This window comes from Stenotrophomonas sp. TWI273, assembly GCF_039674765.1.
Taxonomy (GTDB): domain Bacteria; phylum Pseudomonadota; class Gammaproteobacteria; order Xanthomonadales; family Xanthomonadaceae; genus Stenotrophomonas.
Window position 1 is genome coordinate 304,489 of the sequence record NZ_JBDJOA010000002.1, and the last position, 22,457, is coordinate 326,945.

At 66.5% G+C, this 22,457-nt stretch carries 23 protein-coding genes; 6 read left to right on the top strand and 17 right to left on the bottom strand.

Annotated features, from left to right (window positions below; genetic code table 11):
- Window positions 1-3 precede the first annotated feature (3 nt).
- From purH to prmA, 4 genes are all read right to left on the bottom strand, one after another.
- The gene (gene purH, locus ABE571_RS03760) at window positions 4-1,587 is read right to left on the bottom strand and encodes a bifunctional phosphoribosylaminoimidazolecarboxamide formyltransferase/IMP cyclohydrolase (RefSeq protein ID WP_313211326.1); all 1,584 of its coding nucleotides are present in this window, start codon (window positions 1,585-1,587) and stop codon (window positions 4-6) included.
- 141 nt (window positions 1,588-1,728) lie between these two features.
- Window positions 1,729-2,004 (bottom strand): DNA-binding transcriptional regulator Fis, encoded by a 276-nt coding sequence (gene fis, locus ABE571_RS03765; protein WP_123730002.1) that lies wholly within the window; start codon window positions 2,002-2,004, stop codon window positions 1,729-1,731.
- A gap of 114 nt (window positions 2,005-2,118) precedes the next feature.
- The gene (locus ABE571_RS03770) at window positions 2,119-2,955 is read right to left on the bottom strand and encodes a DUF3426 domain-containing protein (protein WP_346493207.1); all 837 of its coding nucleotides are present in this window, start codon (window positions 2,953-2,955) and stop codon (window positions 2,119-2,121) included.
- Window positions 2,956-2,985: 30 nt separating this feature from the next.
- Window positions 2,986-3,906, bottom strand: coding sequence for a 50S ribosomal protein L11 methyltransferase (prmA, locus tag ABE571_RS03775; protein ID WP_313219458.1), 921 nt, complete (start codon window positions 3,904-3,906; stop codon window positions 2,986-2,988).
- Between the two features lie 186 nt (window positions 3,907-4,092).
- On the opposite strand from prmA, the gene ABE571_RS03780 reads away from it, so the two are divergent.
- Together ABE571_RS03780 and ABE571_RS03785 are read left to right on the top strand one after the other, a co-directional pair.
- The gene (locus ABE571_RS03780; RefSeq protein WP_313219459.1) at window positions 4,093-5,055 is read left to right on the top strand and encodes a hypothetical protein; all 963 of its coding nucleotides are present in this window, start codon (window positions 4,093-4,095) and stop codon (window positions 5,053-5,055) included.
- Window positions 5,052-5,426: a hypothetical protein gene (locus ABE571_RS03785; protein ID WP_313211322.1), complete on the top strand. Its 375-nt coding sequence runs from the start codon at window positions 5,052-5,054 to the stop codon at window positions 5,424-5,426. Before ABE571_RS03780 ends, ABE571_RS03785 begins: the two co-directional genes overlap by 4 nt.
- A 125-nt stretch (window positions 5,427-5,551) precedes the next feature.
- Here the strand turns inward: ABE571_RS03785 and accC are convergent, their stop codons facing one another.
- From accC to ABE571_RS03815, 6 genes are all read right to left on the bottom strand, one after another.
- Window positions 5,552-6,919 (bottom strand): acetyl-CoA carboxylase biotin carboxylase subunit, encoded by a 1,368-nt coding sequence (gene accC / locus ABE571_RS03790; RefSeq protein ID WP_313211321.1) that lies wholly within the window; start codon window positions 6,917-6,919, stop codon window positions 5,552-5,554.
- A 10-nt stretch (window positions 6,920-6,929) separates the two neighbouring features.
- Window positions 6,930-7,418 carry an acetyl-CoA carboxylase biotin carboxyl carrier protein gene (gene accB, locus ABE571_RS03795; protein ID WP_121040377.1) on the bottom strand — a complete coding sequence of 163 codons (489 nt, stop codon included), beginning with the start codon at window positions 7,416-7,418 and terminating at the stop codon, window positions 6,930-6,932.
- A 52-nt stretch (window positions 7,419-7,470) separates the two neighbouring features.
- Window positions 7,471-7,893: a lysozyme inhibitor LprI family protein gene (locus ABE571_RS03800; RefSeq protein ID WP_346462970.1), complete on the bottom strand. Its 423-nt coding sequence runs from the start codon at window positions 7,891-7,893 to the stop codon at window positions 7,471-7,473.
- Window positions 7,893-8,342, bottom strand: a complete 450-nt coding sequence (gene aroQ / locus ABE571_RS03805) for a type II 3-dehydroquinate dehydratase (protein WP_313219460.1) — start codon at window positions 8,340-8,342, stop codon at window positions 7,893-7,895. The genes ABE571_RS03800 and aroQ overlap by 1 nt, the downstream gene beginning before the upstream one ends.
- A gap of 206 nt (window positions 8,343-8,548) precedes the next feature.
- Window positions 8,549-9,280 carry an antibiotic biosynthesis monooxygenase gene (locus ABE571_RS03810; RefSeq protein ID WP_346482941.1) on the bottom strand — a complete coding sequence of 244 codons (732 nt, stop codon included), beginning with the start codon at window positions 9,278-9,280 and terminating at the stop codon, window positions 8,549-8,551.
- Window positions 9,281-9,300: 20 nt separating this feature from the next.
- Window positions 9,301-9,939 (bottom strand): carboxymuconolactone decarboxylase family protein, encoded by a 639-nt coding sequence (locus tag ABE571_RS03815; protein ID WP_313219462.1) that lies wholly within the window; start codon window positions 9,937-9,939, stop codon window positions 9,301-9,303.
- A gap of 246 nt (window positions 9,940-10,185) precedes the next feature.
- Between ABE571_RS03815 and ABE571_RS03820 the strand changes: the two genes are divergently transcribed.
- Window positions 10,186-11,106: a LysR family transcriptional regulator gene (locus tag ABE571_RS03820; protein ID WP_313211309.1), complete on the top strand. Its 921-nt coding sequence runs from the start codon at window positions 10,186-10,188 to the stop codon at window positions 11,104-11,106.
- Between the two features lie 263 nt (window positions 11,107-11,369).
- Window positions 11,370-12,488: an MFS transporter gene (locus tag ABE571_RS03825; RefSeq protein ID WP_346493208.1), complete on the top strand. Its 1,119-nt coding sequence runs from the start codon at window positions 11,370-11,372 to the stop codon at window positions 12,486-12,488.
- On the opposite strand, the gene ABE571_RS03830 is transcribed toward ABE571_RS03825, so the two are convergent.
- The gene (locus tag ABE571_RS03830) at window positions 12,483-13,379 is read right to left on the bottom strand and encodes a LysR family transcriptional regulator (RefSeq protein WP_123730014.1); all 897 of its coding nucleotides are present in this window, start codon (window positions 13,377-13,379) and stop codon (window positions 12,483-12,485) included. The genes ABE571_RS03825 and ABE571_RS03830 overlap by 6 nt on opposite strands.
- A 165-nt stretch (window positions 13,380-13,544) precedes the next feature.
- Between ABE571_RS03830 and ABE571_RS03835 the strand changes: the two genes are divergently transcribed.
- On the top strand, window positions 13,545-14,579 hold the full coding sequence (locus ABE571_RS03835; protein WP_346493209.1) for an alpha/beta hydrolase: 1,035 nt from the start codon (window positions 13,545-13,547) through the stop codon (window positions 14,577-14,579).
- A gap of 78 nt (window positions 14,580-14,657) precedes the next feature.
- On the opposite strand, the gene ABE571_RS03840 is transcribed toward ABE571_RS03835, so the two are convergent.
- From ABE571_RS03840 to ABE571_RS03850, 3 genes are all read right to left on the bottom strand, one after another.
- Window positions 14,658-15,104: a nuclear transport factor 2 family protein gene (locus ABE571_RS03840; protein WP_121040371.1), complete on the bottom strand. Its 447-nt coding sequence runs from the start codon at window positions 15,102-15,104 to the stop codon at window positions 14,658-14,660.
- Between the two features lie 32 nt (window positions 15,105-15,136).
- Window positions 15,137-15,982 (bottom strand): type 1 glutamine amidotransferase domain-containing protein, encoded by an 846-nt coding sequence (locus ABE571_RS03845; protein WP_346493210.1) that lies wholly within the window; start codon window positions 15,980-15,982, stop codon window positions 15,137-15,139.
- A 90-nt stretch (window positions 15,983-16,072) separates the two neighbouring features.
- Entirely contained in the window at window positions 16,073-17,089 is a 1,017-nt protein-coding gene (locus tag ABE571_RS03850) for a helix-turn-helix domain-containing protein (RefSeq protein WP_346493211.1), read from the bottom strand.
- A 68-nt stretch (window positions 17,090-17,157) separates the two neighbouring features.
- On the opposite strand from ABE571_RS03850, the gene ABE571_RS03855 reads away from it, so the two are divergent.
- Window positions 17,158-17,901: a hypothetical protein gene (locus tag ABE571_RS03855; protein ID WP_346493212.1), complete on the top strand. Its 744-nt coding sequence runs from the start codon at window positions 17,158-17,160 to the stop codon at window positions 17,899-17,901.
- Here ABE571_RS03855 and ABE571_RS03860 read toward each other — a convergent pair.
- From ABE571_RS03860 to ABE571_RS03870, 3 genes are all read right to left on the bottom strand, one after another.
- Window positions 17,896-18,345, bottom strand: a complete 450-nt coding sequence (locus ABE571_RS03860; protein ID WP_313219468.1) for a nuclear transport factor 2 family protein — start codon at window positions 18,343-18,345, stop codon at window positions 17,896-17,898. The two genes, ABE571_RS03855 and ABE571_RS03860, sit on opposite strands and share 6 nt — an antisense overlap.
- Before the next feature lie 105 nt (window positions 18,346-18,450).
- Window positions 18,451-21,246 carry a PAS domain-containing protein gene (locus ABE571_RS03865; protein WP_346493213.1) on the bottom strand — a complete coding sequence of 932 codons (2,796 nt, stop codon included), beginning with the start codon at window positions 21,244-21,246 and terminating at the stop codon, window positions 18,451-18,453.
- 90 nt (window positions 21,247-21,336) lie between these two features.
- Window positions 21,337-22,404: an SDR family oxidoreductase gene (locus ABE571_RS03870; protein WP_313212949.1), complete on the bottom strand. Its 1,068-nt coding sequence runs from the start codon at window positions 22,402-22,404 to the stop codon at window positions 21,337-21,339.
- Window positions 22,405-22,457: the final 53 nt, after the last annotated feature.

Below are 22,457 nucleotides of genomic sequence, written 5' to 3' on the forward strand. Positions count from 1 at the left end.
CCATCAGTGGCGGAAGTGACGCACGCCGGTGAAGACCATCGCCAGGCCATGTTCGTCGGCCGCGGCGATCACTTCGTTGTCGCGCATCGAGCCACCCGGCTGGATCACCGCCTTGATACCGGCCGCAGCGGCGGCATCGATGCCATCGCGGAACGGGAAGAACGCATCGGAGGCCATCACCGAGCCTTCCACCACCAGGTTCGCATCGGCGGCCTTGATGCCCGCGATGCGCGCCGAGTAGACGCGGCTCATCTGGCCGGCGCCGACACCGATGGTGCGGTTGTCCTTGGCGTACACGATGGCGTTGGATTTGACGAACTTGGCGACCTTCCAGGCGAACAGCAGATCTGCGAACTGCTTGTCGGTCGGCGCCAGCTTGCTCACCACGGTCAGTTCGTCGCGGCTCATGCCGCGGTTGTCGGCGCTCTGCATCAGCAGGCCCGAGCCGATCCGCTTGGTGTCGTAGTTGTTGCGGCCCTGTCCGTGCGGAATGCGCAGCACGCGCACGTTGGCCTTCTTGGTCGCGTACTCCAGTGCCGCCGGCGCGTAGTCCGGGGCGATCAGCACTTCAACGAACTGACGGTCCAGGATCACCTGCGTGGTGGCCAGGTCCAGCGGCTGGTTGAAGGCGATGATGCCGCCGAAGGCGCTGGTCGGGTCGGTCGCGTAGGCCAGCTCGTAGGCATCGCCGTTGCCGGCACCCACGGCCACGCCGCACGGGTTGGCGTGCTTGACGATCACGCAGGCCGGTACGTCGAACTGACGCACGCATTCCCACGCCGCATCAGCATCGGCCAGGTTGTTGTAGCTCAGTTCCTTGCCCTGCAGCTGCTGGAACGTGGCCAGCGTGCCCGGCACCGGGTACAGGTCGCGATAGAACGCGCCGCTCTGGTGCGGGTTCTCGCCGTAGCGCAGATCCATCACCTTCACGAAGTTCGAATTCATCTGCGCCGGGAACTCCGCACGCACCGGCACGGCGGTGTCGGTGGTGGTCACCGCAGAAAGGTAGTTGCTGATCGCCGCGTCGTACTGGGCCACGCGGTTGAACGCGGCCACCGAGAAGGCGAAGCGCTTGGCGGCCGAGAGCTTGCCGTCGTTGGCGTCCAGTTCGGCCAGCAGCTCGGCGTACTGCGACGGGTCGGTCGCCACGGCCACGCGGGCGAAGTTCTTGGCCGCCGAACGCAGCATCGCCGGGCCACCGATGTCGATGTTCTCCACGGCGTCTTCAAGCGCGCAGTCCGCCTTGGCGGTGACCGACTCGAACGGATACAGGTTCAGCACCAGCAGGTCGATCGCGCCGATGCCGTGTTCGGCCATCACCGCGTCATCCAGCCCGGCGCGGCCGAGCAGGCCGCCGTGCACCATCGGGTGCAGGGTCTTGACCCGGCCGTCCATCATTTCCGGGAACCCGGTGACGTCGGCGACGTCCTTCACTGCCAGGCCGGCCTCGCGGATCGCCTTGGCGGTACCGCCGGTGGAAAGCAGCTCCACGTTGCGCGCCGCCAGGGCGCGGGCCAGGTCGATCAGACCGGTTTTGTCGGAAACAGACAGCAGGGCCCGGCGCACGGGCAGCAGATCGGAACTCATGGGGGCAGGAGATCGAAGCGGAGCGGGGGCATATTGTAGGCCAGTGGCGCTGGCATGGCCCCAGAAACGACGAAGGCCGGCACCGAGCGCTGCTCGATCCGGCCTGCTTTCCGCCAGGCACTAAGCGCCTGCCCACCGGCATCAGGTGGTGATGCCGTATTCCTTCAGCTTCTTGCGCAGGGTGGCGCGGTGGATGCCCAGCATCGCCGCGGCGCGGCTCTGGTTGCCTTCGCAGTGGTTGAGCACCTCCACGAACAGCGGGATTTCCATCTCGCGCAATACGATCTCGTAGACATCGTCCGCATCGCAGCCATCCAGGTCCCGCAGGTAGCGCCTGACCGACTGGGCCACGTGTTCGCGCAGGGGTGGCTTTGGCGCGCCACGACTGTTGTCAGGACGAGAAAGGACAGCGTTCAAGGAGTTTCCCGGTGCAAGAGCCGGGGCGGACAACAGCCCACGGCGGAAGGGTGATGGGGTCAGTCTAGCGCGTGCGTCGGCCGCCTGCCACGCTGCGGCGGCCCCGGCGACGCCTCAGAGGAACTCAAAGGTGAATGCGACGGTAGACGCCGCAGGCTCGCGCACGCGGAAGGCGATCTGCGCGCTTTGCCCCGGTTCCAGCGTCGCGGCCGGGTCCGTGGCGCGGTCCAGATAGTCGGCCGGCGCGAACACATTGGTGCCGATCACGCGGCCATCGGCATCAGACAGCGACAGCCGCAGCGACGGCCAGGCCTGGGCCCAGCGCGCGTCGTTGCGGATGCTGGCCTGAACCTGCAGCGCGCCGGCCTGGCCCGGCATCGGGCGCACATCGCGGCTGAGCATGCTGAAGGCCGTCGGCTCGCGCCAGGCTGGCAATGAACAGCGCAGCACGCCGCACAGCCCGGCAATCCACGGGCGGGTGCCGGCATCGGCGGCAAGCCGGGCGCGGTCGGCCACGGCGATCTGGACCAGCAGCAGGGCGGCCAGCCCGGCGACCATGCCCCACTGCCAGCGCGGCGTTCGCAGGCGCGCACCGGGCAGGCGGAGGAAGCTCGGTGTGGTGATGGCGTCGGCTGGCGGCAGGGCCGCCGTCGTAGCGAGCGGCGCAGCCGCTGGCGCGGCTTCACCGGTGAACACCTGCGCGGGTTCGGGCACGCGTTCGAATTCGACTTCGGGTGCCGGCGTGAAGGGTTCCGGCGCGTGCACCGGCTGTGCATCGATCACCTGTTCGACCGCCAGCGGTGCGATGCGATCGTCCACAGGCGTGGCCGACGGCGCAGGTGCTGCGTCAGACGGCGCGGCCGGGCGGTCAGCCGGATCGGCCGGCGCCTCCGGCGACGGACGCAGGAACGTGGCGATCGGGCGGCGCGGCGGCATCGGAGGCTCGGACATGGGCACGGGACCGGGCAGGAGACGGGCTATTCAAGCACGGCGGACGCCGGTGATGCGCATCCAGTCGCCGTCCTGCGCCACCGCCAGCTGTTCGAAGGCCGGGGCATAGCGCTCCAGCAGTTCGCCTTCCTGCCCATGCAGGATGCCCGACAGCGCGATGCGGCCGCCCGGGGCGACACGCGCGGCCAGCACATCGGCCAGTGCATCCAGCGCCGAGGCGAGGATGTTGGCGACCACGACGGGATACGTCGCCTGCGGCTCGTCGTCCGGCAGGTAGACCTGCACACGGTCCTGCAGCCCATTGCGCTCGGCGTTGTCACCGGTGGCGAGCACCGCCTGCGGGTCGTTGTCCACGCCGACCGCGCGCGCGGCCCCCAGCTTCAGCGCCGCCAGGGCGAGGATGCCCGAGCCGCAGCCGAAATCGAGCACGGTGTTGCCGGCCAGCGCACCCTCGGCGGCCAGGCCGTCCAGCCAACGCAGGCACAGGGCCGTGGTCGGGTGGGTGCCCGAACCGAACGCCAGGCCCGGATCCAGGCGGACCACGGCGGCATCCTCGGCCTGCGCAGCTTCTGGAAGTTCATGGTTCCACGGCACGATCCAGGTGCGGTCACCGAAGGCCATTGGCTGGAACTGGTCGATCCAGGCGCGTTCCCAGTCTTCGTCGGCCACGGCGCGGAAGCTGGCATTGGCCCAGTCCAGGCCGGGATCGAAGGCATCCAGCGCGGCCAGCAGGGCCAGCGCATTGGTATCGCCCGGGAACAGCGCGGTCAGCACCAGATCGTTCCACAGCGGGGTCTCGCCCACGCCCGGTTCCAGGATCGCGCGCTCGTTGCTGGTGTCGGCATCGGCATCGAGCAGGGTCACCGCCAGCGCGCCCACGTCGTCCAGCGCATTCTCATAGCGCGGCTGGGTGGCTTCGGTGCAGTGCAGGGTGAGTTCCAGGAAGGGCATGGGGGCAGGGACCGGCGGAAAACCGTGCATGTTAGACCAGTGCGGCCCGCGGGTCCCGGCGTACCGTGGGGAGGTCGTCTCGCCGGCCGGTAAGATCGGCCGGACGACCGGTTCAGACAGCGTTGCGGCTGCTTGCTAAACTTACATTTCTGCTGTCTATCGCTGACAGCCTCTGACGTCCCGCCCATGGCGCTCGTGCCCACCCTCAAAACCTGGTTGCTGGTCGTGCCAGCCCTGGCGTTGCTCGGGGTGGTGGGCTATCGCGCGGGCGATCGGGTGCTGCATGCCGAGCACGTGGCCTCGCCGGGCGATGAACCGACGGCGGCCAGCGCGCCGAGCGCGGTCCCGGCCGAAGCGCGGCAGCTCGCCCGGCGCCTGCTGGGCAGCGAGCGCGGCACGGCCGTGGCCTCCGGCCTGCCGTTGGACCTTCGCGCCGATATCGAAGGCGATACCGATCTGTTTGCGTATGCGCAGCGCCTGCAGCTGCAGGCCGCCAACGGCAATGCGGAGGCCGGGTGGATGGTCAGCCGTGTGTACGACTACTGCGCCACCTACGCCATGGACCCGGGTGGCTACCAGCTCGACAACGACGTGTTGACCGGGCTGGGCATGAAAGCGTCCGTGTCGATGGTGACCGCGCGCGAGCGTGTTTCGCGCCGCTGCGCCGGCTTCGTCAGCAGCGACAATCTGGGCCGGTCCTTGATCCTGACCCAGCGCCTGCAGGCCGCCAAGGCCGGCAACCTGGCGGCCGAGGCCTCGCTGTTCGCCGAAGGTCATCCACTGGAAACCGCTCCGGCCTATCGTCGCGGGCTGGTCGAGCGGGTGATGGAGTCGCGGGATCCGGAAGCCTTCATGGCACTGGCGCCGGGCATGGGCCAGCGCGCCAGCGGCGACAGTGCGATGAGCGGCATGGTGGCCGGCGATCAGTTCAGCGAACTCGCCTGGCGGCTGGCGGCCTGCGAGTTGGGCATGGCGTGCGGGCCCGACAGTGTGCTGATGAATAATTTCTGCGCGAACGGAGGGATCTGTTCGCAGGACGGTGGGCAGGACTTTGCCACTTTTGTGTATGACGCCGCGGTATCGCGGCAAGGTGCGGGGAAAATGAACGTGTTGGTTGAAGAGCTGGTCAAGCAGAGGAATGGGCGATGAATTACCGTCGAATCCTGCACGGTGCGAAATTCTGGTTCTGGGTGGCGTTGTTTGTCGCTTACTCGGCCGGGGCAGTGGGTCTGGTGATGATCGACACCTATGACGATCGTTACCGAAGCCTGTCCAAAGTGCAGTTGACCTCGGTCAAGGCCGATGCCGAAGTGCGTCGTGCCGGTGCCAGTCAGGTCGCTGCGGTGTATCGCGCGCAGAGTGGCATGCCGTTCGCTTCGCTGCCCACCGGCAGTACCTTCCAGGTGGTGTGGCCGGACGGGTCCACCGAGACGATGGTGATCGTGGATCCGACCTCGTCGCTGGGCGTGGAGCCGGTGAAGCATTCGCAGGTCACCGCGGCTGATACCGCCAAGCCGTAAGCACGTCAGCCAACCATGGGTTGGCTCTACCGGGTTTGTGCCCTCCGGCAGCCCGGTTCGCGCAAACAAAAAGGCGGGGAGATCCCCGCCTTTCTGCTGTCCAACGTGACGCGTGAATCAACCGATCAGGTCAACGCGATCGACTTGTTCTTGCGTTCGGCCAGGCGCTTTTCCAGGTAGTGGATGTTCTGCCCACCGGCCTGGAAGCCCTTGTCGCGCATGATGCGCTGCTGCAGCGCGACGTTGGTCTTGATGCCGTCCACGACCAGCTCGCTCAGTGCCACGCGCATGCGCGCGATCGCGGTCTCGCGATCCGGGCCGTGCACGATCAGCTTGCCGATCATCGAGTCATAGTTCGGCGGCACGCGGTAACCACTGTAGATGTGGGTATCCACACGCACACCGGGGCCACCCGGCGGATGGAACGCGGTGATCTGGCCCGGGCTCGGCACGAAGGTTTCAGCGTCTTCGGCGTTGATGCGGCACTCGATCGCGTGGCCGGTCAGCACCACGTCGCTCTGCTTGATGGTCAGCTTCTGGCCGGCGGCGATGCGCAGCTGCTCGCAGACCAGGTCGATGCCGGTCACCATCTCCGTCACCGGATGTTCCACCTGCACGCGGGTGTTCATTTCGATGAAGTAGAAGCGGCCGTCTTCGAACAGGAACTCGAAGGTACCCGCGCCGCGGTAGCCGATGCGGATGCAGGCTTCCACGCACACCTTGCCGATCTCATCGCGCAGCTCGGCGGTGATGCCCGGTGCCGGCGCTTCTTCCACCACTTTCTGGTGGCGGCGCTGCATGGAGCAGTCGCGCTCACCGAGGTGGATGGCATTGCCCTGGCCATCGGCAAGCACCTGGATTTCCACGTGACGCGGATTCTCCAGGAACTTCTCCATGTAGACCTGATCGTTGCTGAAAGCGGCCTTGGCTTCGGACTTGGTGGTCTCGATCGCCGCCTTCAACGAGGCTTCGGCATGCACCACGCGCATGCCACGGCCGCCACCGCCACCGGAGGCCTTGATGATGACCGGGTAGCCGATCTCACGGGCGATCTTGGTGTTGGCCACGATGTCGTCGGTCAGCGGGCCGCCCGAGCCGGGCACGCACGGCACGCCGGCGGCCTTCATCGCGCGGATCGCTTCCACCTTGTCGCCCATCAGGCGGATGGTGTCGGCCTTGGGGCCGATGAAGATGAAACCGGACTCTTCCACGCGCTCGGCGAAGTCGGCGTTCTCCGACAGGAAGCCGTAGCCCGGGTGGATGGCCTGGGCGTCGGTGACTTCCGCCGCGGCGATCAGGGCCGGGATGTTGAGGTAGCTCTCCGAGGACGGTGCCGGACCGATGCAGACCGACTCGTCGGCCATGGCCACGTGCTTGAGGTTGCGGTCGACCGTGGAATGCACAGCCACCGTGCGGATGCCCAGGGTATGGCACGCGCGCAGGATGCGCAGCGCGATCTCCCCTCGGTTGGCAATAACGACTTTGTCGAGCATGGACTAATCCTTAGCCGATCACGAACAGCGGCTGGTCGAATTCGACCGGCTGGCCGTTTTCGCCCAGGATGGCGACGATGGTGCCGGAAACATCGGCTTCGATCGGGTTGAACATCTTCATCGCTTCGATGATCGCCAGCGTTTCACCGGCCTTGACGGCCTGGCCGACCGACACGAAGGCCGGCTTGTCCGGCGAGGACGACGAATAGAAGGTGCCGACCATCGGCGCGCGCAGCACGTGGCCATCCGGCAGGGCGTTGCCGGCCTTGGCGGTGCCACCGGTGGAGGCTTCGGTCGGCGACTGCATCGGCATCGCCGGGGCAGCGGCCTGGGCCGGTGCGGGCGCCATCATCATCTGCGGCTGGGCCTGGACCATGCCGTAGCCGGAGACGGGCGCGCGCGACAGACGCACGGACTCTTCGCCTTCCTTGATTTCGATTTCGGCGAGGTTCGACTCTTCCAGCAGGTCGATCAGTTTCTTGATTTTGCGGAGATCCATAGGGGCCTCTTTGGCTCGTGGTGTCAGTGGTGGGAAGCGCGGCGCGCTCGGGTCAAAGCAATTCGTAGAAATCGCGCAGCTGCCGCGTACGGTCGCGCGCGAGGGTGGTCAGGCAGTGCATCTGCGCGCCATTGCGCGAGGTGCCATCGGCGTTGAAGGCGTAGACCGCGTCGCAATCGTGGTCGCGCAGCTGCATCCACGCGCGCTGGGCCAGGATCAGCTGCTTTTCGGCATCGGCGCAGTGCGTGCAGGCGCCTTCGGCCGCCTGGCGGCGCAACTGCTGGCGCGCCTGGGCGTACACCGCGTTCAATTCGGTATCGGCCTCGCTGGCCCCATCCGAGGCGCACAGATCCGATTCCATGGTGCCGCTCGGCTGCGCGCAGTCGATGCCTTCCGCGCTGCGATCAGCGGCACTGGCGGCGCCACACAGGCAGCCCCACAGCGCGACGCTGGCCAGGACACGCGGCAGGGTCATCACGCCGAAGCAGCCGCCAACCGGGTCAGCGCTGCATCCATCGCATAGCGATAGCTGTCCGCCCCGAACCCACAGATCACCCCGACCGCCTTGTCGCTGAAATAGCTGTGCTGGCGGAAGGGCTCGCGCGCGTGCGGATTGGACAGGTGGATCTCGATGAAGGGCAGGTCCACCGCGGCCAGCGCATCGCGCAGGGCCACGGACGTGTGAGTGAACGCGGCCGGATTGATCAGGATGAAGGCGGTGCCGTCATCGCGGGCGGCCTGCACCCGATCGACCAGCACGTGCTCGGCATTGGACTGCAGGCTCTGCAGGGCATGGCCGGCGGCCTGCGCCTGGGCCAGCAGGGCCTGGTCGATCTGCGCCAGCGTGGTGTGCCCATAGACCCCCGGCTCGCGCGTGCCGAGCAGGTTGAGGTTGGGGCCATGCAGGACCAGCAGTTTCGCCATGGGTGCCGAACAACAGGAAAGGGCGGAGTCTGGCGGAACTGGTGGATCGTGTCCAGTTCGACGAAGTTACGCGTGTTTCAAGCGGTTGTTTGAAAATTGTGCGGGACCGTTGTGGCAGATGGATGTTGGCCGCCTGGCGTCGGCGGCACGGCGGTTGCAGCCTGTGGCGCCTGTTCATCGCATGGCAGGACAACCAAGCCCTCCTCTCAGGGCACGCGGGTCGCATCGAACGACATCCCGCCACGGCTCTTCAATGCGATGGTGCTCACCTCGCTGTGCCCCTTGTCCACCAGCATCTCTGCGGTCCGCTGCAGATAGTCCTTGAAGTGGGGCGTTTGCCGGTGGGTGTCATAGGCAGCGGCATCGGCGTAGATCTCAAAGAAGATCCACTGCTCCGGATGCTCCTGCCGTGTAACGGCATACATCGCCAGGACGCCCGGTTCGATCCGCATGGACTCGCGCATCTCCGCCGTGACGATCCGGGTGAATGCCGGTATATCCGCGGGTTTGACCGTCACATCGACTATCCGGACCTCCGGCGTGTCGCCGCGCTGCATGACCGAGAGAGGGTCCGACTTTTCGGCAAGGAACACGGGCGTTGTTTCTGTCAACGTCTTGTCGGCGATGAGCGGCTGCGTGGCGCGTAGAAAATCGGCGTAGTGCGCGGACGCAAGATGCGTCTTCAAGGCGTCCGCATCCGCGTAGATTTCGAAGACGTACGCCACGCCCGGCCGCTGGCGATCGGTGACGGCGTGCATCGCCAGAACACCGGGCTCGGTCTGCAGGGAGGCGTCCATGTTGCGCCGGCCGGCCGCGTCGAACGCCTCCTGTCGGCCCGGGTCGGTGTGCAGCTCGAACATGCGCACGATGGGCTGTGCGGCGACGTCGGTGCTTCCCAGTATCAGGGACGTCAGCATCAATGCTATCCAGCCGGTCATGGTCTCCTCCTGCGCAGGGTTCAGTGGGCGAGCGTGCCGCGCCGCGCCTGGTCCGCGCGATCGGCGGCCTCGGCACTGACCACGTCGCGCAGCACCGCCACGACATGTTGCAGCTGCGCCTCGCTGAGCGCCACGTTCCGGCTGATGCGCATGTGCGCCTGCACCTGCGACTCGGTCCCTGTCATGGCCGACAGCGCGGCCACGGTGGCGAGCTCGCGATCACCCCAGTCGAGGTTGTCGCGCGCAAAGATCGCGCCGAACAGATGTTCCTTGAGGTAGCGGTCGATTTGAGGGGAGAACGCGAACAACGGGCCTGCGACGGGTTGACCCGACAACCGGGTCTGGTTGGCGGTGCCTACGGCCAGCATCTGGTCCGGCGCGGGCAGTGTGGCCGGTGCCTTGCCCTGTGCATCGTGGACGCCCTGTGCCTTGCGGTCCTCCACCACCGTCATGAAGGTGCCCAGTGCATTCAACGCGCGCGGAAAGCCTGCATAGGCGTAGAGCTGACCCAGGATTTCCTTGATCTCATTGATTGTCAGCCCAGCATCCAGCGCGGCGCGCAGGGCCGGTTCGAGGCGGTGAAGATCGCCGGCCGCCGTGAAAGCGGCGATTGGCAGGATGGCCTGTTGGCGTGCGGAGAGAGCCGACTGGGTGTTCATGTGGATATCCGTGGTGTGGGCGGGCCGCAGCGGCGGCTCGCACGGTGGGGCGGTGGCTGTGTCGGCCGTGCATCCGATGATGCGATCGGGCAGCGACAGCGAGGGTGGGGAAAGGCGGGGTGATCATCGCGTGCTCCTGCTGGGATGGCCCAAGGTGGGGCGCACCCATGGTGCCGCACCGTTTTATGTGGATAAACCTGCAGGCCACGAATAGAGTTATAAAAGCGGCTTATCAATGGGGCGGCCATGCGGCGCGAACACTACAACGACCTGCGCGCCCTCATGGCGGTGGCCCAGGAGCGCAGCTTCACCCGCGCCGCCGCGCGGATGGGGGTGTCGCAGGCTGCGCTGAGCTATACCGTGCGGGTGCTGGAGCAGCGGCTGGGGATCCGCTTGCTGACCCGCACCACGCGCAGCGTGACACCGACCGAAGCCGGTGAACGGCTGCTGGCGCAGATCGGGCCGCACTTCGCCAGCATCGACAGCGCTATCGACGACCTGAGTGAACTGCGCGATCGGCCCAGTGGCACCTTGCGCATCAACAGCAGCGATCCGGCCAGCGAACAGGTGGTCTGGCCCAAGCTGCAGCCTCTGCTGGATACCTACGCGGACATCCGGGTGGAGATCACCGACCAGTCCAATCTGGCCGACATCGTCGCGGAGGGGTTCGATGCGGGCATACGCCTGGGCGAGCAGGTGGCCAAGGGCATGATCGCGGTCCCGGTCACGCCGCCGCTCAGGATGGCCGTTGTCGGTGCCCCGGATTACTTCAAGCGGTGCGGAGTGCCGCGTACGCCCCAGGACCTGACCGTGCATGACTGCATCAACATGCGACTGCTGACCCAGGGTGGGCTGTATGCGTGGGAGTTCGAAAAGGACGGCCGCAGCGTGAACGTGCAGGTGGAGGGGCGGCTGACGTTGAGCAGTGTGCGCCTGATCGTCCAGGCGGCACTGGAGGGCCGCGGCCTGGCCTGCGTGCCGGACCTGATCGTGGCCGATGCATTGGCGGACAAGCGGCTGATGCGGGCGATGCAGGATTGGTGCCCGCCCTTTCCCGGTTTCCATCTCTACTACCCAAGCCGCCGCCAGAACTCGCCGGCGTTCGCGCTGCTGGTCGAAGCGCTTCGATGGGGTGGTGATGACGCACTACTGAGAAAACCTCAGTAGTCCATGAACCCGGGGGCTGCTTATCAGTCCCCGCGGCGTGGGCCACCATGGCGCCCACTGAAAACACGTCCGGGTTCTGTCGCGCGTCGTCCGCGCTGCCCAACGCCACGTCCCTGTCTCGTCCCTGCGCACTGTGCAGGGCGGCAACGCCATTCCTGTTCCAGAGAGTGCTCCCCATGCCCCCTGTCGCCACCTCCCTCCCCGCGCAGAGCGACGCGCATCACGCTGCCGCCGCGCCGGCGCACTGGGCCGGCATCTTCGCCATGACCCTGTGCGTGTTCTGCCTGGTCGCCTCGGAATTCATGCCGGTCAGTCTGTTGACGCCCATCGCCACCTCGCTCGGCGTTACCGAAGGGTGGGCCGGCTATGGGATTGCCATCTCCGGTGCCTTCGCCGTCATCACCAGCCTGTTCATCGCCCGCATCGCAGGTGATCTCGACCGCAAGACACTGCTTCTGCTGCTCACCGTGGTGATGGGCATCTCCGGTGTCATCGTCAGCCTCGCCCCCAGCTATCCGGTCTACATGATCGGGCGCGCGCTGATCGGTGTGGTCATCGGCGGCTTCTGGTCGATGTCGGCCGCGATCGCGATACGGGTGGTACCGGCCGCGAGCGTGCCCAAGGCGCTCGCCGTCTTCAATGGCGGCAATGCGCTGGCGACGGTCGTGGCAGCCCCGCTGGGCAGCTACCTCGGCGGCATCATCGGCTGGCGCGGCGCCTTTCTGTGCCTGTTGCCGATCGCCGTGATCGCACTGGTGTGGCAATGGATCAGTCTTCCTGCCCTGAAGCCGGCGCCTCGCCAGGCGACCGGCAGCATCTTCGCTGTTCTCCGGCGCCCGCTCGTGCTGCGCGGGATGGCCGCCGTCGGGGTGTTCTTCAGCGGTCAGTTCATGCTGTTCACCTACCTGCGCCCGTTCCTTGAAACGGTGACGCATGTGAGCGTGGGCATGCTGTCGATGCTGCTGCTCGCGCTGGGGGTGGCCGGCTTCATCGGCACCGTGCTCATCGGGGGATGCATCCGGAAGAGCGTCTACCTGCCGCTGATGATCATCCCGCTGGTCATGGCCGTCATCGCGCTGGGGCTTACCGTCTTCGGTCACTCCAGCCGCATGGCCTTCGTGCTTCTCGCTGCCTGGGGCCTGGTGGCGACGGCTGCACCGGTCGCCTGGTGGGCATGGCTGGCCCGGTCCATGCCCGATGATGCCGAGGCCGGTGGCGGGCTGATGGTGGCGGTCGTGCAGCTCTCCATCGCGCTGGGTTCCACGGTGGGCGGGTTGCTTTTCGACGGCAGTGGCTACCGCGCGACTTTCATCGTCAGCGCGGCGGTGCTGCTTGCCGGTTCGCTGCTGGCGGCACTTACCGCGCGCACCCGCACGTCATAGTGCGGGATGGCGCAGCGCGTTGATGAGGGCGGCAAACGCAGGCGATCCCTGCCGGCGGTTGGGGTAGTAGAGGTGGTAGCCGGAAAACAGCGGACACCACTCGTCCAGTACCTGCACCAGCTGGCCGCTGGCGAGGTAGGGCGCGGCAAGATCCTCGGTCACATACGCCAGTCCAATGCCATCCACGGCGGCATTGATGACATGGAACATGCTGTTGAACACCAGCTGCCCCTCTCCCTTGACGCTGAATTCCTTGCCGTCCTTTTCGAACTCCCATGCATAGATGCTGCCTGCGGGCCGGTGACGGATGTTGACGCAGGGCAACCCCGTGATCTCGTACGGCGTACGGGGTTTGGGATGGCGCTGGAAGTACGCAGGCGAGCCCACTACCACCAGCCGCCAGTCCGGACCAATGCGGACGGCGATCATGTCGTTGCTCAGCGCCTCGCCCAGGCGGATGCCCGCGTCGAAGCGTTCCTCGACCACGTTGGTGAATCCGTAGTCCACGTAGAACTCCAGCGTGATGTCCGGGTACGCGGCCAGGAAGGTCGCCAGCCTGGGCCGGATCACCATCTCGATGGCATCGTCGCTGCAGGTGATGCGAAGAGTGCCGGCGGGGCGGTCACGGAGATCGCCGAGCGCATCCACGCTCTCGCCGATGGCGTCGAAATGCGGGCCGATCGAGCGCATCAGCCGCTCGCCCGCTTCGGTGGGCGCGACATTGCGCGTGGTCCGTGCCAGCAGCCGGACCCCCAGGCGCGCCTCGAGCTGTTTCAGGGTGTGGCTCAGCGCCGACGCAGAGACCCCGAGCCGTGCCGCGGCCTTGGTGAAGCTCTGCTCCCTGGCGACGGCCAGAAACGCCTGCAGATCGTTGGTTTTCAGGACAGCCATTGCTGATTCCGCATCAGGAGTCGGGCGCGATGCCCACAGTAACACCACGATTTGTGAGCAGAGCTCAGCACGCCTTCCACATTCCCCCGGCTAATCACGGTGGTTGCGGAGGGCTACCGTGGGTCCGGCCTACCAACGCCCTGCATTTCTCACTGAGTACCTCTCATGAAACGACTTGCCCTGCTGCTGGCGCTGGCCGCCAGTTCCTTCACGACCCTGGGAGCCACGATGCCTACCGGTGCAGACAATTTCTACAAAAGTGACACGGTCACCGTTGAACGGGTGACCTTCAAGAACCAGTACCACATGGAGGTGGTGGGGAATCTCGTCCGGCCCAAGGCGACATCGAACGCCACCGCGTCGGCCGCGGTGATCGTCGGCCACCCGATGGGGGCGGTCAAAGAGCAGAGCTCCATGCTGTATGCGCAGAAGCTGGCCGAGCAGGGCTTCGTCACCCTGGCGATCGATCTGCCCTTCTGGGGAGAGAGCGAAGGCGAGCCGCGCAATCTGGTCGCGCCCGAGATGTACAGCGAAGCTTTCAGTGCCGCAGTGGACTACCTGGGGACCCGCGACTTCATCGACCGCGCGCGTATCGGTGTGCTCGGCATCTGTGGCAGCGGCAGTTTCGCCATCAGCGCGGCCAAGATGGATCCGCGGCTGCGGGCCATTGCCACGGTCAGCATGTATGACATGGGCGACGTGACGCGCAACGGTCTGGGCCAGTCGGTGTCGCTGGAACAGCGCAAGGCGATGTTGGCCAAGGCGGCCGAGCAGCGCTACACCGAGTTCACCACCGGCAAGGGAATCTTCCTCGACTATCTTCCCATCCAGCTGCCCGCCGATGCCGATCCCGTGACCCGCGAGTTCTGGGCGTTCTACCGTACCCCGCGTGGCATCGCCATTCCCAAGGGCCGCACGCTGGAGACCACCCAGAACCGCATGCTGACCAGCGAAGTCCGCTTCGTGAACTTCTATCCGTTCAATGACATCGAGACGATCTCGCCACGCCCGATGCTGTTCATCGCCGGCAGCGAGGCCCACTCGCTGGAGTTCAGCCAGAAGGCCTACGCGCTGGCCGGGCAGCCCAAAGCGCTGCATATCGTTCCCGGTGCTGGACACGTGGATCTTTATGATCGCGCCGACCTGATTCCGTTCGAGACACTGACGCGGTTCTTCAGGAGCAACCTGAGCGCCGACTGACACCGGCGCAGGGTGCGGGGCGGCCATCGCGTCCGGGCTGCACCCGGACGCGATGGTTTCACGTCCGCCAGGTCCGGCTCAGGGCTTGATCTGGCCGGTCCAGGACTTGCTCATGATCTTCCACTGGCCATCGGTCTTGAGCAGGACCACGTAGTCCACGCCGTCCCAGCCGGGGTAATCCAGCATCACGCGGACGGCGGCCAGATTGGTGGCCATGTCCACGATTTCATAGCGGCGCTTGCGCTGGGCCTCGTTGGCCGCCGGCGTGCCGTTGAAGCCTTCTGCGAACTGTTCCCCGGTCCGCATCTGCAGCGCGCTGCCACGGGCTTCGGAGTAGCCGATCATCACGCCGTCTGCCCGGAAGACGTCCTTGGCCAACGTGTTGTCGGCAGTGATGTAGGCGCGCATGAAGGTCTGCATGACCTTGTCCACCGCCTCACGATCGGTGCTCTGCGCCATGGCCGAGGTGGGGAGCAGCAGGAACAGGCTGGCGGCAAGGCCAACGGATCGAATCGATACTTTCATGGTGTTTCCTCAGGGGTGTGGTGTGTGGGAGATCAGGGTTGAGCGGCTGCCTGGTTGGACGCCTGCACGGTGTGGACGCGAAGCGCCTCGACCACGGCCTGCGCCACCGGCGTGGCAGAGGCATAGTTCTGCCCGGTCACCAGCCGGCCATCGACTTCGACATGCGGGTCATCGCTTTCCACCGTCCGGAAGGCACCGCCGCGGGACACGACGGTCTGGCGGATCAGGAACGGGAACTGGTGGAAGTACGGCGCATCCTGGCGTTCGTGCTCTTCGGGGTAGCCGCTGATGCGCTTGCCCGAGACCAGGTACTGGCCGCCGGCAAGCTGGAGATTCACGATGCCGGCCGTCCCGTGGCAGACCGCCGAGATGACCCCGCCGTTGCCCTCGTAGACCTGCATGGCAATGCGCTGCAGCGCCACGTTCTCGGCGACCCCGTACATGGCATTGCTGCCGCCCACGTAGTACACCGCCCGGTACTGCGTGGGATCGATCTGTGCCGGGGTGACGGTGCCGCGCAGCCCGCGCATGATCCGGGCATCGTCCAGACGGTGCGCCACGTCGTCGCTGACGTAGTCATCCAGAATCGGTACGGCGCCGCCGTCGGGCGATACGAAGTCCACCGCATAGCCGGCGGCATGGAAGACATCCCAGGCATGCACGACCTCGCCAAAGCTGACGCTGGCCGGGAGCGTGGAGGTTCCATGCACCGTGGCGCTGGCGAGGATGAACAGGATGCGGTCCTGCTGGCCGCCAGCGGGCTGCCCCACGGCCGCGGGGACGGTGCTCCGCGGCGCAGCGTCGGTGGTGCAGGTACCGCCCAGCCAGACGCTGAGCAGGAGCAATACGAAGGTGGCGATGGTACGTAACGTCTGCATGGCACTGACTCGCAGTAAGGAGCCAGCACCCTATCCAATCGCTTTCAAATCAATGTATTGCAGCGCCTTCCCGGAGTGCGGGAATCGATTCTAGGAGTGTGTGGCGGCCGTGCGGTAGGCCGCCGGGGTGACGCCCTCGCACTTCTTGAACGCGCTGTAGAAGGTCGACATGGACTGGAAGCCCGCTTCCTGCGCCACGATATCCAGCGGCTTGGGAGGCTGCTGTTGCAGGATGGCCTTGGCTTCGATCACCCGCAGCTGGGTCAGGTACTGCTTGAACGAGGTCTGGTTGTTGTCGTTGAGCAGCTGCGACAGCCGGGTCTGGGGCATGCCAAGCCGGCGGGCGAGGCGGGGCAGGGTCAGGGCGGGGTCCAGATGCAACCGCTCGCGCGCCATCAGCTCGGCCAGGGCCCGGAGTTGAACGGCGGCGTCGGACGCGGGAATTCGACGGTCCTGATAGGGCTCGATCGGCGCCCGGCCCGAGCGCAGCCGGAGCCCGACCAGAACGCTCACCGCCAGAACGAAGGTGAAGGACAGCGCGCCGACGATATAGGACGTGTAACCGGCCGTGTAGTACGCGATCCAGATGATCCAGATGCCCGCCAGCGCGCCGAGCAGCAGCGGGGCGGACGGCGAGGACAGCAGCCGGGCGCGGTGGCGATACACCTGCACGGTGGTGAGCAGCAGATAGCCCAGCCAGGCATAGTTGATGCCCGGCGTGATGACGTACCGCCACAGCTCGATATTGCGGGTGTACGGCAGCAGGACATTCACTGCCACGGCAAGCACCAGCAGCGCGGCGAGGTGCCACCGGCCGTTCGTGTCCGTCCCGGCAGTCTCCCGTTGGCTGGAGCGCACCAGAAAGTAGAGGCAGGGGCCGATCAGGAAACAGGCGGTCAGCCCGAGCTGGAGAACGACCAGCGGAATATCCGGCCAGAAGTGGAAGGCCACGGATTTTCCCGTTCGCACACCCACCATCAGGATCAGCAGCGACAGCCAACGCTGCGTGGGCTCGCCCTTGGCGCGCCACCACAATACCGACGCCGCGACGATGCCATTGAAGGCGCCCAGCATCGCGAAGAAGAAGAGAAAGTGTTGGCTGAGCATTGGCGCAGTATTGAGAAAATACGCGGCCCGTCAAGCGGGTCGCTTTTACCCCCGTGTATTCTCTGCGCATGGATGACACTCATTTTCTGGCGCGGCGGCGCCGGCTGTTGGCCGCGCTTGCGGGCGCCGCAGTGTTGCCCTCGTGCGCGCGTGGCAATGCGGTTGAGGGGGCGGTGGCCGTGCCGATGCTGGCGTCCGAGCGGGCGGGGATGGCGCCGTATCTGTTCCTGACCGTCACCAGCGCCACACGCAGCGTGGAGGAACTCGCGCAGCTGGTGCAGTCCACGCTGCTGCCGGCGTTGGCACCTGCAGACATCCTGCACGCGTATGGTCCGGTGGCCGGCGCGATACAGCTGTGGATGGCGCTGGAACCGCACATGCTGGACCACTACGGCGTGAGCACGGATGCCGCACTGTCCCTGCTGGCCGGCGCCGTGGACGGCACCGTAAGCCCGGTGCCGGGCCGCAACACACTCGATGCGTGGGCGATCCAGCGCACCCACACCCGGGCCGAGGTGAACGCCAACGACATCACGCTGTCGCTGCCAGGCGAGCGCCACGCGCCGCTGTTTGCCTTGGGCAGCTCGCACTACGCGCTGGCGCCCCCGCCGTGGTCGAGCCAGGCCTGTTACTCCTTCATGCTCGAGCCACGCCGTCGCGTGGTCGCACCGTTCGAGCAGCACTGCCAGGCACTGCTCGACGCTGCGGCCGACGTCCTCCCCGATGATCTGCAGATCCAGATGGGACGACTGGGGGATTTCATGAAGGCCGTGCCTACGCTGTACGTGAGCGTGAAGGATGAAGACTCATGACGCCGGCGACTTGCGTTGGCCGCTCCATGATTTGCTCACGATCATCCACTTGCCATCGATTTTCAGCAGGGCAAGGTAGTCTTCGCCATCCCAACCAGGGTAATCCAGCGTCAGCTTCACCTGCGCAGCGTGTGGGGTGACGTCCAGGATCCGGTAACTGCGTTTGCGCTGCGCCTCATCCGCGGCCGGCTCGCCAGTGAAGCCTTTGGCCCATTCTTCTGTGGTCTGGGTGACCATGCGGCCAGCGGCGGGGGAGTAGCCCACCACCACGCCATCTTTCCTGAGCACCTCGAATACCAGCGCCGGGTCACCTGCCTCGAAGCCACGCAGCATCTTCTGCATGACCTGGTCTACGGCGTCATGGTCGCTGGTCTGTGCCAGAACGGTGGTGGGGGAGAACAGCAGCGCGGCGGAGAAGAGGGCGCAGAGCAGTGAACGTTTCATGGTGGACCCAGGTAGGCAGCAGCCAGCAGGCTGCCTGATCCGTGTCGCATCAACGGCGTGCAGTACGTTCCAGGACTCCGGGATTCGCTTCCCGGAGTTCTCCCGTCAGCGCACTTCGGCAAGCACCGCGCGCACCCGCAGGGCCAACTCCTCCAGCGTGAACGGTTTGCCGATCAGGTGGACGCTGGGGTCCAGTACGCCGTCGTGCTCCAGCGCATTGCGACTGTAGCCGGTGGTGAACAGCACTTTCAGATCCGGGCGCCGCTTCAGGGCCTCATCGGCCAGCTGTCGCCCGTTGACCTCGGGCATCACCACATCGGTGAACAGCAGGGCGATATCGGGATGGCTGTCGAGCAGGGCAAGCGCGGTGGCGGCCCCTTCGGCGGCGAGCACCGGGTAGCCCAGCTCGCTCAACGCATCGATGGAGAACTGGCGGACGCCGGGCTCGTCCTCCACGATCAGCACCCGCTCGCGGCCCCCGCTCAGCGGAGCGGTACCGCTGGTTGTCGGCGAGGGCGTGGCGGCGATGTCGGCCATGAGGCGCGGCAGATACAGGGTCACCGTTGTTCCCTGCCCGACGGCAGAGCGGATTTTCACGTGACCGGCCGACTGTTTGACGAAGCCATACACCTGCGACAGGCCAAGCCCCGTGCCTTGTCCCACCTTTTTCGTGGTGAAGAACGGATCGAATGCCTTGGCGACCACCTCCGGCGGCATGCCGCTGCCGTTGTCGGCCACGGTGATCAGAACGTATTCGCCATCGGGAACCTCCGCCGGGGCGGAGCCAGCGCCCGCGGTGATCTCGCCGTTGGCGGTTTCCACCGTGAGGCGCCCACCGCCAGGCAGCGCATCGCGCGCATTGACGGCCAGGTTGAGAATCACGTTCTCCAGCTGATTGGCATCGGCGAACGTCCGCCACAGGTCGGCGGCCAGTACGGTCTGCAGGCGGATGCTGCTGCCCAGCGAATGCACCAGCAGGTCGGACATGCCCGCCACCAGCTGGTTCACATCCAGTGGCACCGGCTGCAATGGCTGCTGGCGCGAGAACGCCAGCAACCGCTGGGTGAGCTGTGCCGCCCGGGTGGCGCCATCGATGGCCATGTCGATGTAGCGCTTGGTGCGCGGGTCGTTGTCGCCGAGCCGCATCGCCAGCAGATCCAGCGGGCCGATCACGGTCGCCAGCATGTTGTTGAAGTCGTGGGCGATACCGCCGGTGAGCTGGCCGACGGCCTCCATCTTCTGACTCTGCCGAAGCGCATCTTCCACGCGGGTGCGCTCGGCGACCTCTTCGAGCACGCGGCTTTCCAGCTGCTCGTTCAATTCCTTCAAGCGGGCATCGGCGATCTTGCGCGCGGTGATCTCGATCACTACCCCAACCACGCGGACGCAGCGGTCGCCCTCGAAGTGACCCCGGCCCTTGGCCGCGACCCAGCGCACGATCCCGTCTTCCTTGCCGACCGTGCGGTACTCCACGTCATAGAGCGCGCGCTGGGCCGGATCAGCCGCGGCGGCAAAGGCGGCGAGGGTCGCTGCACGGTCGTCGGGGTGGATGCCTTCGTTGAAATCACGCAGCGACACCGGAACATCGGCGGAGATGCCGAACATCGCCTTGGTCCGGGGCGGCCAGATCAAGGCGTCCGCCACCAGGTCGACATCCCAGAAGCCCATGTCGCCTGCCTCGGTGGCAAACCGCAGGCGCTCCTCGCTTTTGGCCAGGGCGGCCTCGGCGGCTTCACGCACGGTCAGATCCAGCATCGCGCCGATCATCCGCAGCGGCTCGCCCACCGCACCACGCAGGACGGTGCCGCGGTCGAGCACGGAGGCGAAACTGCCGTCGGCGCGGCGGAACCGGTATTCGTTGTTCCACGCGGTACCGTCGCCCTCGATCACGGCATGGATATCCGCATCGACGCGCGCCCGGTCGTCGGGGTGGATATGGTCCAGCCACCACTGCGCGCTGGTTTCGCTCAGCGCATGGCCGAACAGCGTGGTCAGTGCCTCGTTCCAGATCACGTGACCATCGGAGATGCGCCAGTCCCAGATCGCATCGTTGGTGGCGTGCGCGGCCAGCCGATAGCGCTCCTCCACTTCAGCATGACGGGCTTCGGCCGCCTTGCGGTCGGTGATGTCCAGCGAGGTGCCGACCAAGCCCACCACGGTACCGTCGGCATCACGCAACGGCGATTTGGTGGACAGCCAGCAGGCGCGCCGGCCATCGGCAAAGCTCACGTCTTCTTCGAGCTGCTCGGTCTGGCCGCTGGCCATGACCCGCTCGTCGGTGGCCATCACCGTGGCGGCCTGGGCCGGGTCGCTGAGCAGTTCGGCATCGGTGCGCCCCACATACACCTCGGGTGGCAGACCGATCAGATCGGTGGTGCCACGGTTGCCGATCAGGATCCGGCCCTGGCGGTCCTTGGCGTACACCACACCCGGCGCGGCCTCCACGAACGAACGCAGCAGGGTCTGCGCCTGGTCACGCTCGGCCTCCACCCGCCTGCGGTCATCGATGTCGATCAGCACGCCGGGAAACCCGACCGCGTTTCCGCTGGCATCCAGATCGACCCGGCCGATGGCCTCGATCCAGCGATAGGCACCGTCCGCGCCGCGGGTGCGGTACTGGTGGGCATAGCGACCGCCACGGCGCACGGCGTCGGCGATCGCCTCCGCCAGACCCGGGCGGTCCTCGGGGTGAACGGCGGACACCACCTGCTCCAGGCGCAGTTCACTGCGCGCGAGTGCGGGGTCCAGGCCATGCGCTTGGGCGAGGGCATCGTCGACAGTGAGGCTGTCCTGGGCGACATCCCAGAACCAGGTGCCGATGATTGCGCCGGCGGCCAGCGCCAGTTTGACGCGCTCGGTATCCCGTTCGCCGTGGGAACCCGTGGTAGGTGAAGAGCTCAAGCGGTACCTGCGATCAGCGGGGGGCGGCCGCCCTAGCGTATCGCTGCGGGGTGTCGCTGTGGAACCCTCCCAGCGCTGCGCGGCAGCGCCTCAGGGAATCAACCGCGCCGCCCGCAGCCGCGTGAACAGCGCGAAGAACGCATCGTCACTGGGCTGGTAATCCAGGAACCCCATCCGGCGGCTCTTGGACATGTCCGTCACCACTTCCAGCGGGCGCCCGAGATCGGCATCGGTGTGCCAGGGCGAGATCAGCTGGTGAATGTCAGACTCGGCCAGGCCGTGGGTGGCGGCCAGCGACGACCACAGCGCGGCATCATCGGCCATCTGCTCGGCGAGCGGACGGACCTGACCACTGAACGGCACGGCCTCGATATCGAACCACGCGGCGATCCGGCCCCACATCCAGCGCCAGCGGAACACATCGCCATTGACCACGTTGAAGGCCTGGTTGGCGGCGGCCGGGGTCTGCGTCGCCCACAACAGGTGCCGTGCCAGCTGTCCGGCATCGGTCATGTCGGTCAGCCCGTCCCACTGCGCGAGGGAGCCGGGGAACTGGAACGGGCGCCCGGTGTGGCGGCACAGGGTGGCATGCACGGCCAGCGTGGTGCCCATGTTCATGGCATTGCCCACCGCTGCGCCGATCACGGTATGCGGGCGATGCACGCTCCAGTGGAAGCCATCGCGGGCGGCGGCGGCAAACACCTCGTCTTCCTGTGCGTAGTAGAAGTTGTCCACGGGCAGGCGCGGTTGTTCTTCACGGAAGGGCGTCTGCGGCAGGTTGCCCTGCGCGTACGCCTCGAACGGTCCCAGGTAATGCTTCAGGCCCGTGACCAGTGCCACATGCTGCACGCTGCCGGCTGGCTGCAGTGCATCCAGCAGATGGCGCACCATCGCGCTGTTGACCCGGATGTTTTCGGCCTCGTTGGCCTGCCGGGACCAGGTGGTGATGAACACGTGCGTGGGGGCCAGTCCGGACAGCGCGGCGCGCGTGGCCTGCGCATCGCGCAGGTCGGCGCAGACGCCGTGGGCGCCGGCGGGCAGCGAATCGGGCCGACGGGCCAGGCCATGGACGTCCCAGCCCTCCTGCAGCAGTCGTTGTATCAGTGCACTGCCCACGATGCCCGTTGCACCGACCACCAACGCTTTCTGCTTCACGATGTCGCCTCTTTCATTGCTTTACAGGCGCACACCTTAGGATATCGAGGTACGCC

Bases quoted from the DNA above. Each gene is read 5' to 3' on its own strand.
- purH (WP_313211326.1), bottom strand. From the start codon at position 1,587: ATGAGTTCCGATCTGCTGCCCGTGCGCCGGGCCCTGCTGTCTGTTTCC.
- ABE571_RS03770 (WP_346493207.1), bottom strand. From the start codon at position 2,955: ATGTCCGAGCCTCCGATGCCGCCGCGCCGCCCGATCGCCACGTTCCTG.
- prmA (WP_313219458.1), bottom strand. From the start codon at position 3,906: ATGCCCTTCCTGGAACTCACCCTGCACTGCACCGAAGCCACCCAGCCG.
- ABE571_RS03780 (WP_313219459.1), top strand. From the start codon at position 4,093: ATGGCGCTCGTGCCCACCCTCAAAACCTGGTTGCTGGTCGTGCCAGCC.
- ABE571_RS03785 (WP_313211322.1), top strand. From the start codon at position 5,052: ATGAATTACCGTCGAATCCTGCACGGTGCGAAATTCTGGTTCTGGGTG.
- accC (WP_313211321.1), bottom strand. From the start codon at position 6,919: ATGCTCGACAAAGTCGTTATTGCCAACCGAGGGGAGATCGCGCTGCGC.
- accB (WP_121040377.1), bottom strand. From the start codon at position 7,418: ATGGATCTCCGCAAAATCAAGAAACTGATCGACCTGCTGGAAGAGTCG.
- ABE571_RS03800 (WP_346462970.1), bottom strand. From the start codon at position 7,893: ATGACCCTGCCGCGTGTCCTGGCCAGCGTCGCGCTGTGGGGCTGCCTG.
- aroQ (WP_313219460.1), bottom strand. From the start codon at position 8,342: ATGGCGAAACTGCTGGTCCTGCATGGCCCCAACCTCAACCTGCTCGGC.
- ABE571_RS03810 (WP_346482941.1), bottom strand. From the start codon at position 9,280: ATGACCGGCTGGATAGCATTGATGCTGACGTCCCTGATACTGGGAAGC.
- ABE571_RS03815 (WP_313219462.1), bottom strand. From the start codon at position 9,939: ATGAACACCCAGTCGGCTCTCTCCGCACGCCAACAGGCCATCCTGCCA.
- ABE571_RS03820 (WP_313211309.1), top strand. From the start codon at position 10,186: ATGCGGCGCGAACACTACAACGACCTGCGCGCCCTCATGGCGGTGGCC.
- ABE571_RS03825 (WP_346493208.1), top strand. From the start codon at position 11,370: ATGACCCTGTGCGTGTTCTGCCTGGTCGCCTCGGAATTCATGCCGGTC.
- ABE571_RS03830 (WP_123730014.1), bottom strand. From the start codon at position 13,379: ATGGCTGTCCTGAAAACCAACGATCTGCAGGCGTTTCTGGCCGTCGCC.
- ABE571_RS03835 (WP_346493209.1), top strand. From the start codon at position 13,545: ATGAAACGACTTGCCCTGCTGCTGGCGCTGGCCGCCAGTTCCTTCACG.
- ABE571_RS03840 (WP_121040371.1), bottom strand. From the start codon at position 15,104: ATGAAAGTATCGATTCGATCCGTTGGCCTTGCCGCCAGCCTGTTCCTG.
- ABE571_RS03845 (WP_346493210.1), bottom strand. From the start codon at position 15,982: ATGCAGACGTTACGTACCATCGCCACCTTCGTATTGCTCCTGCTCAGC.
- ABE571_RS03850 (WP_346493211.1), bottom strand. From the start codon at position 17,089: ATGCTCAGCCAACACTTTCTCTTCTTCTTCGCGATGCTGGGCGCCTTC.
- ABE571_RS03855 (WP_346493212.1), top strand. From the start codon at position 17,158: ATGGATGACACTCATTTTCTGGCGCGGCGGCGCCGGCTGTTGGCCGCG.
- ABE571_RS03860 (WP_313219468.1), bottom strand. From the start codon at position 18,345: ATGAAACGTTCACTGCTCTGCGCCCTCTTCTCCGCCGCGCTGCTGTTC.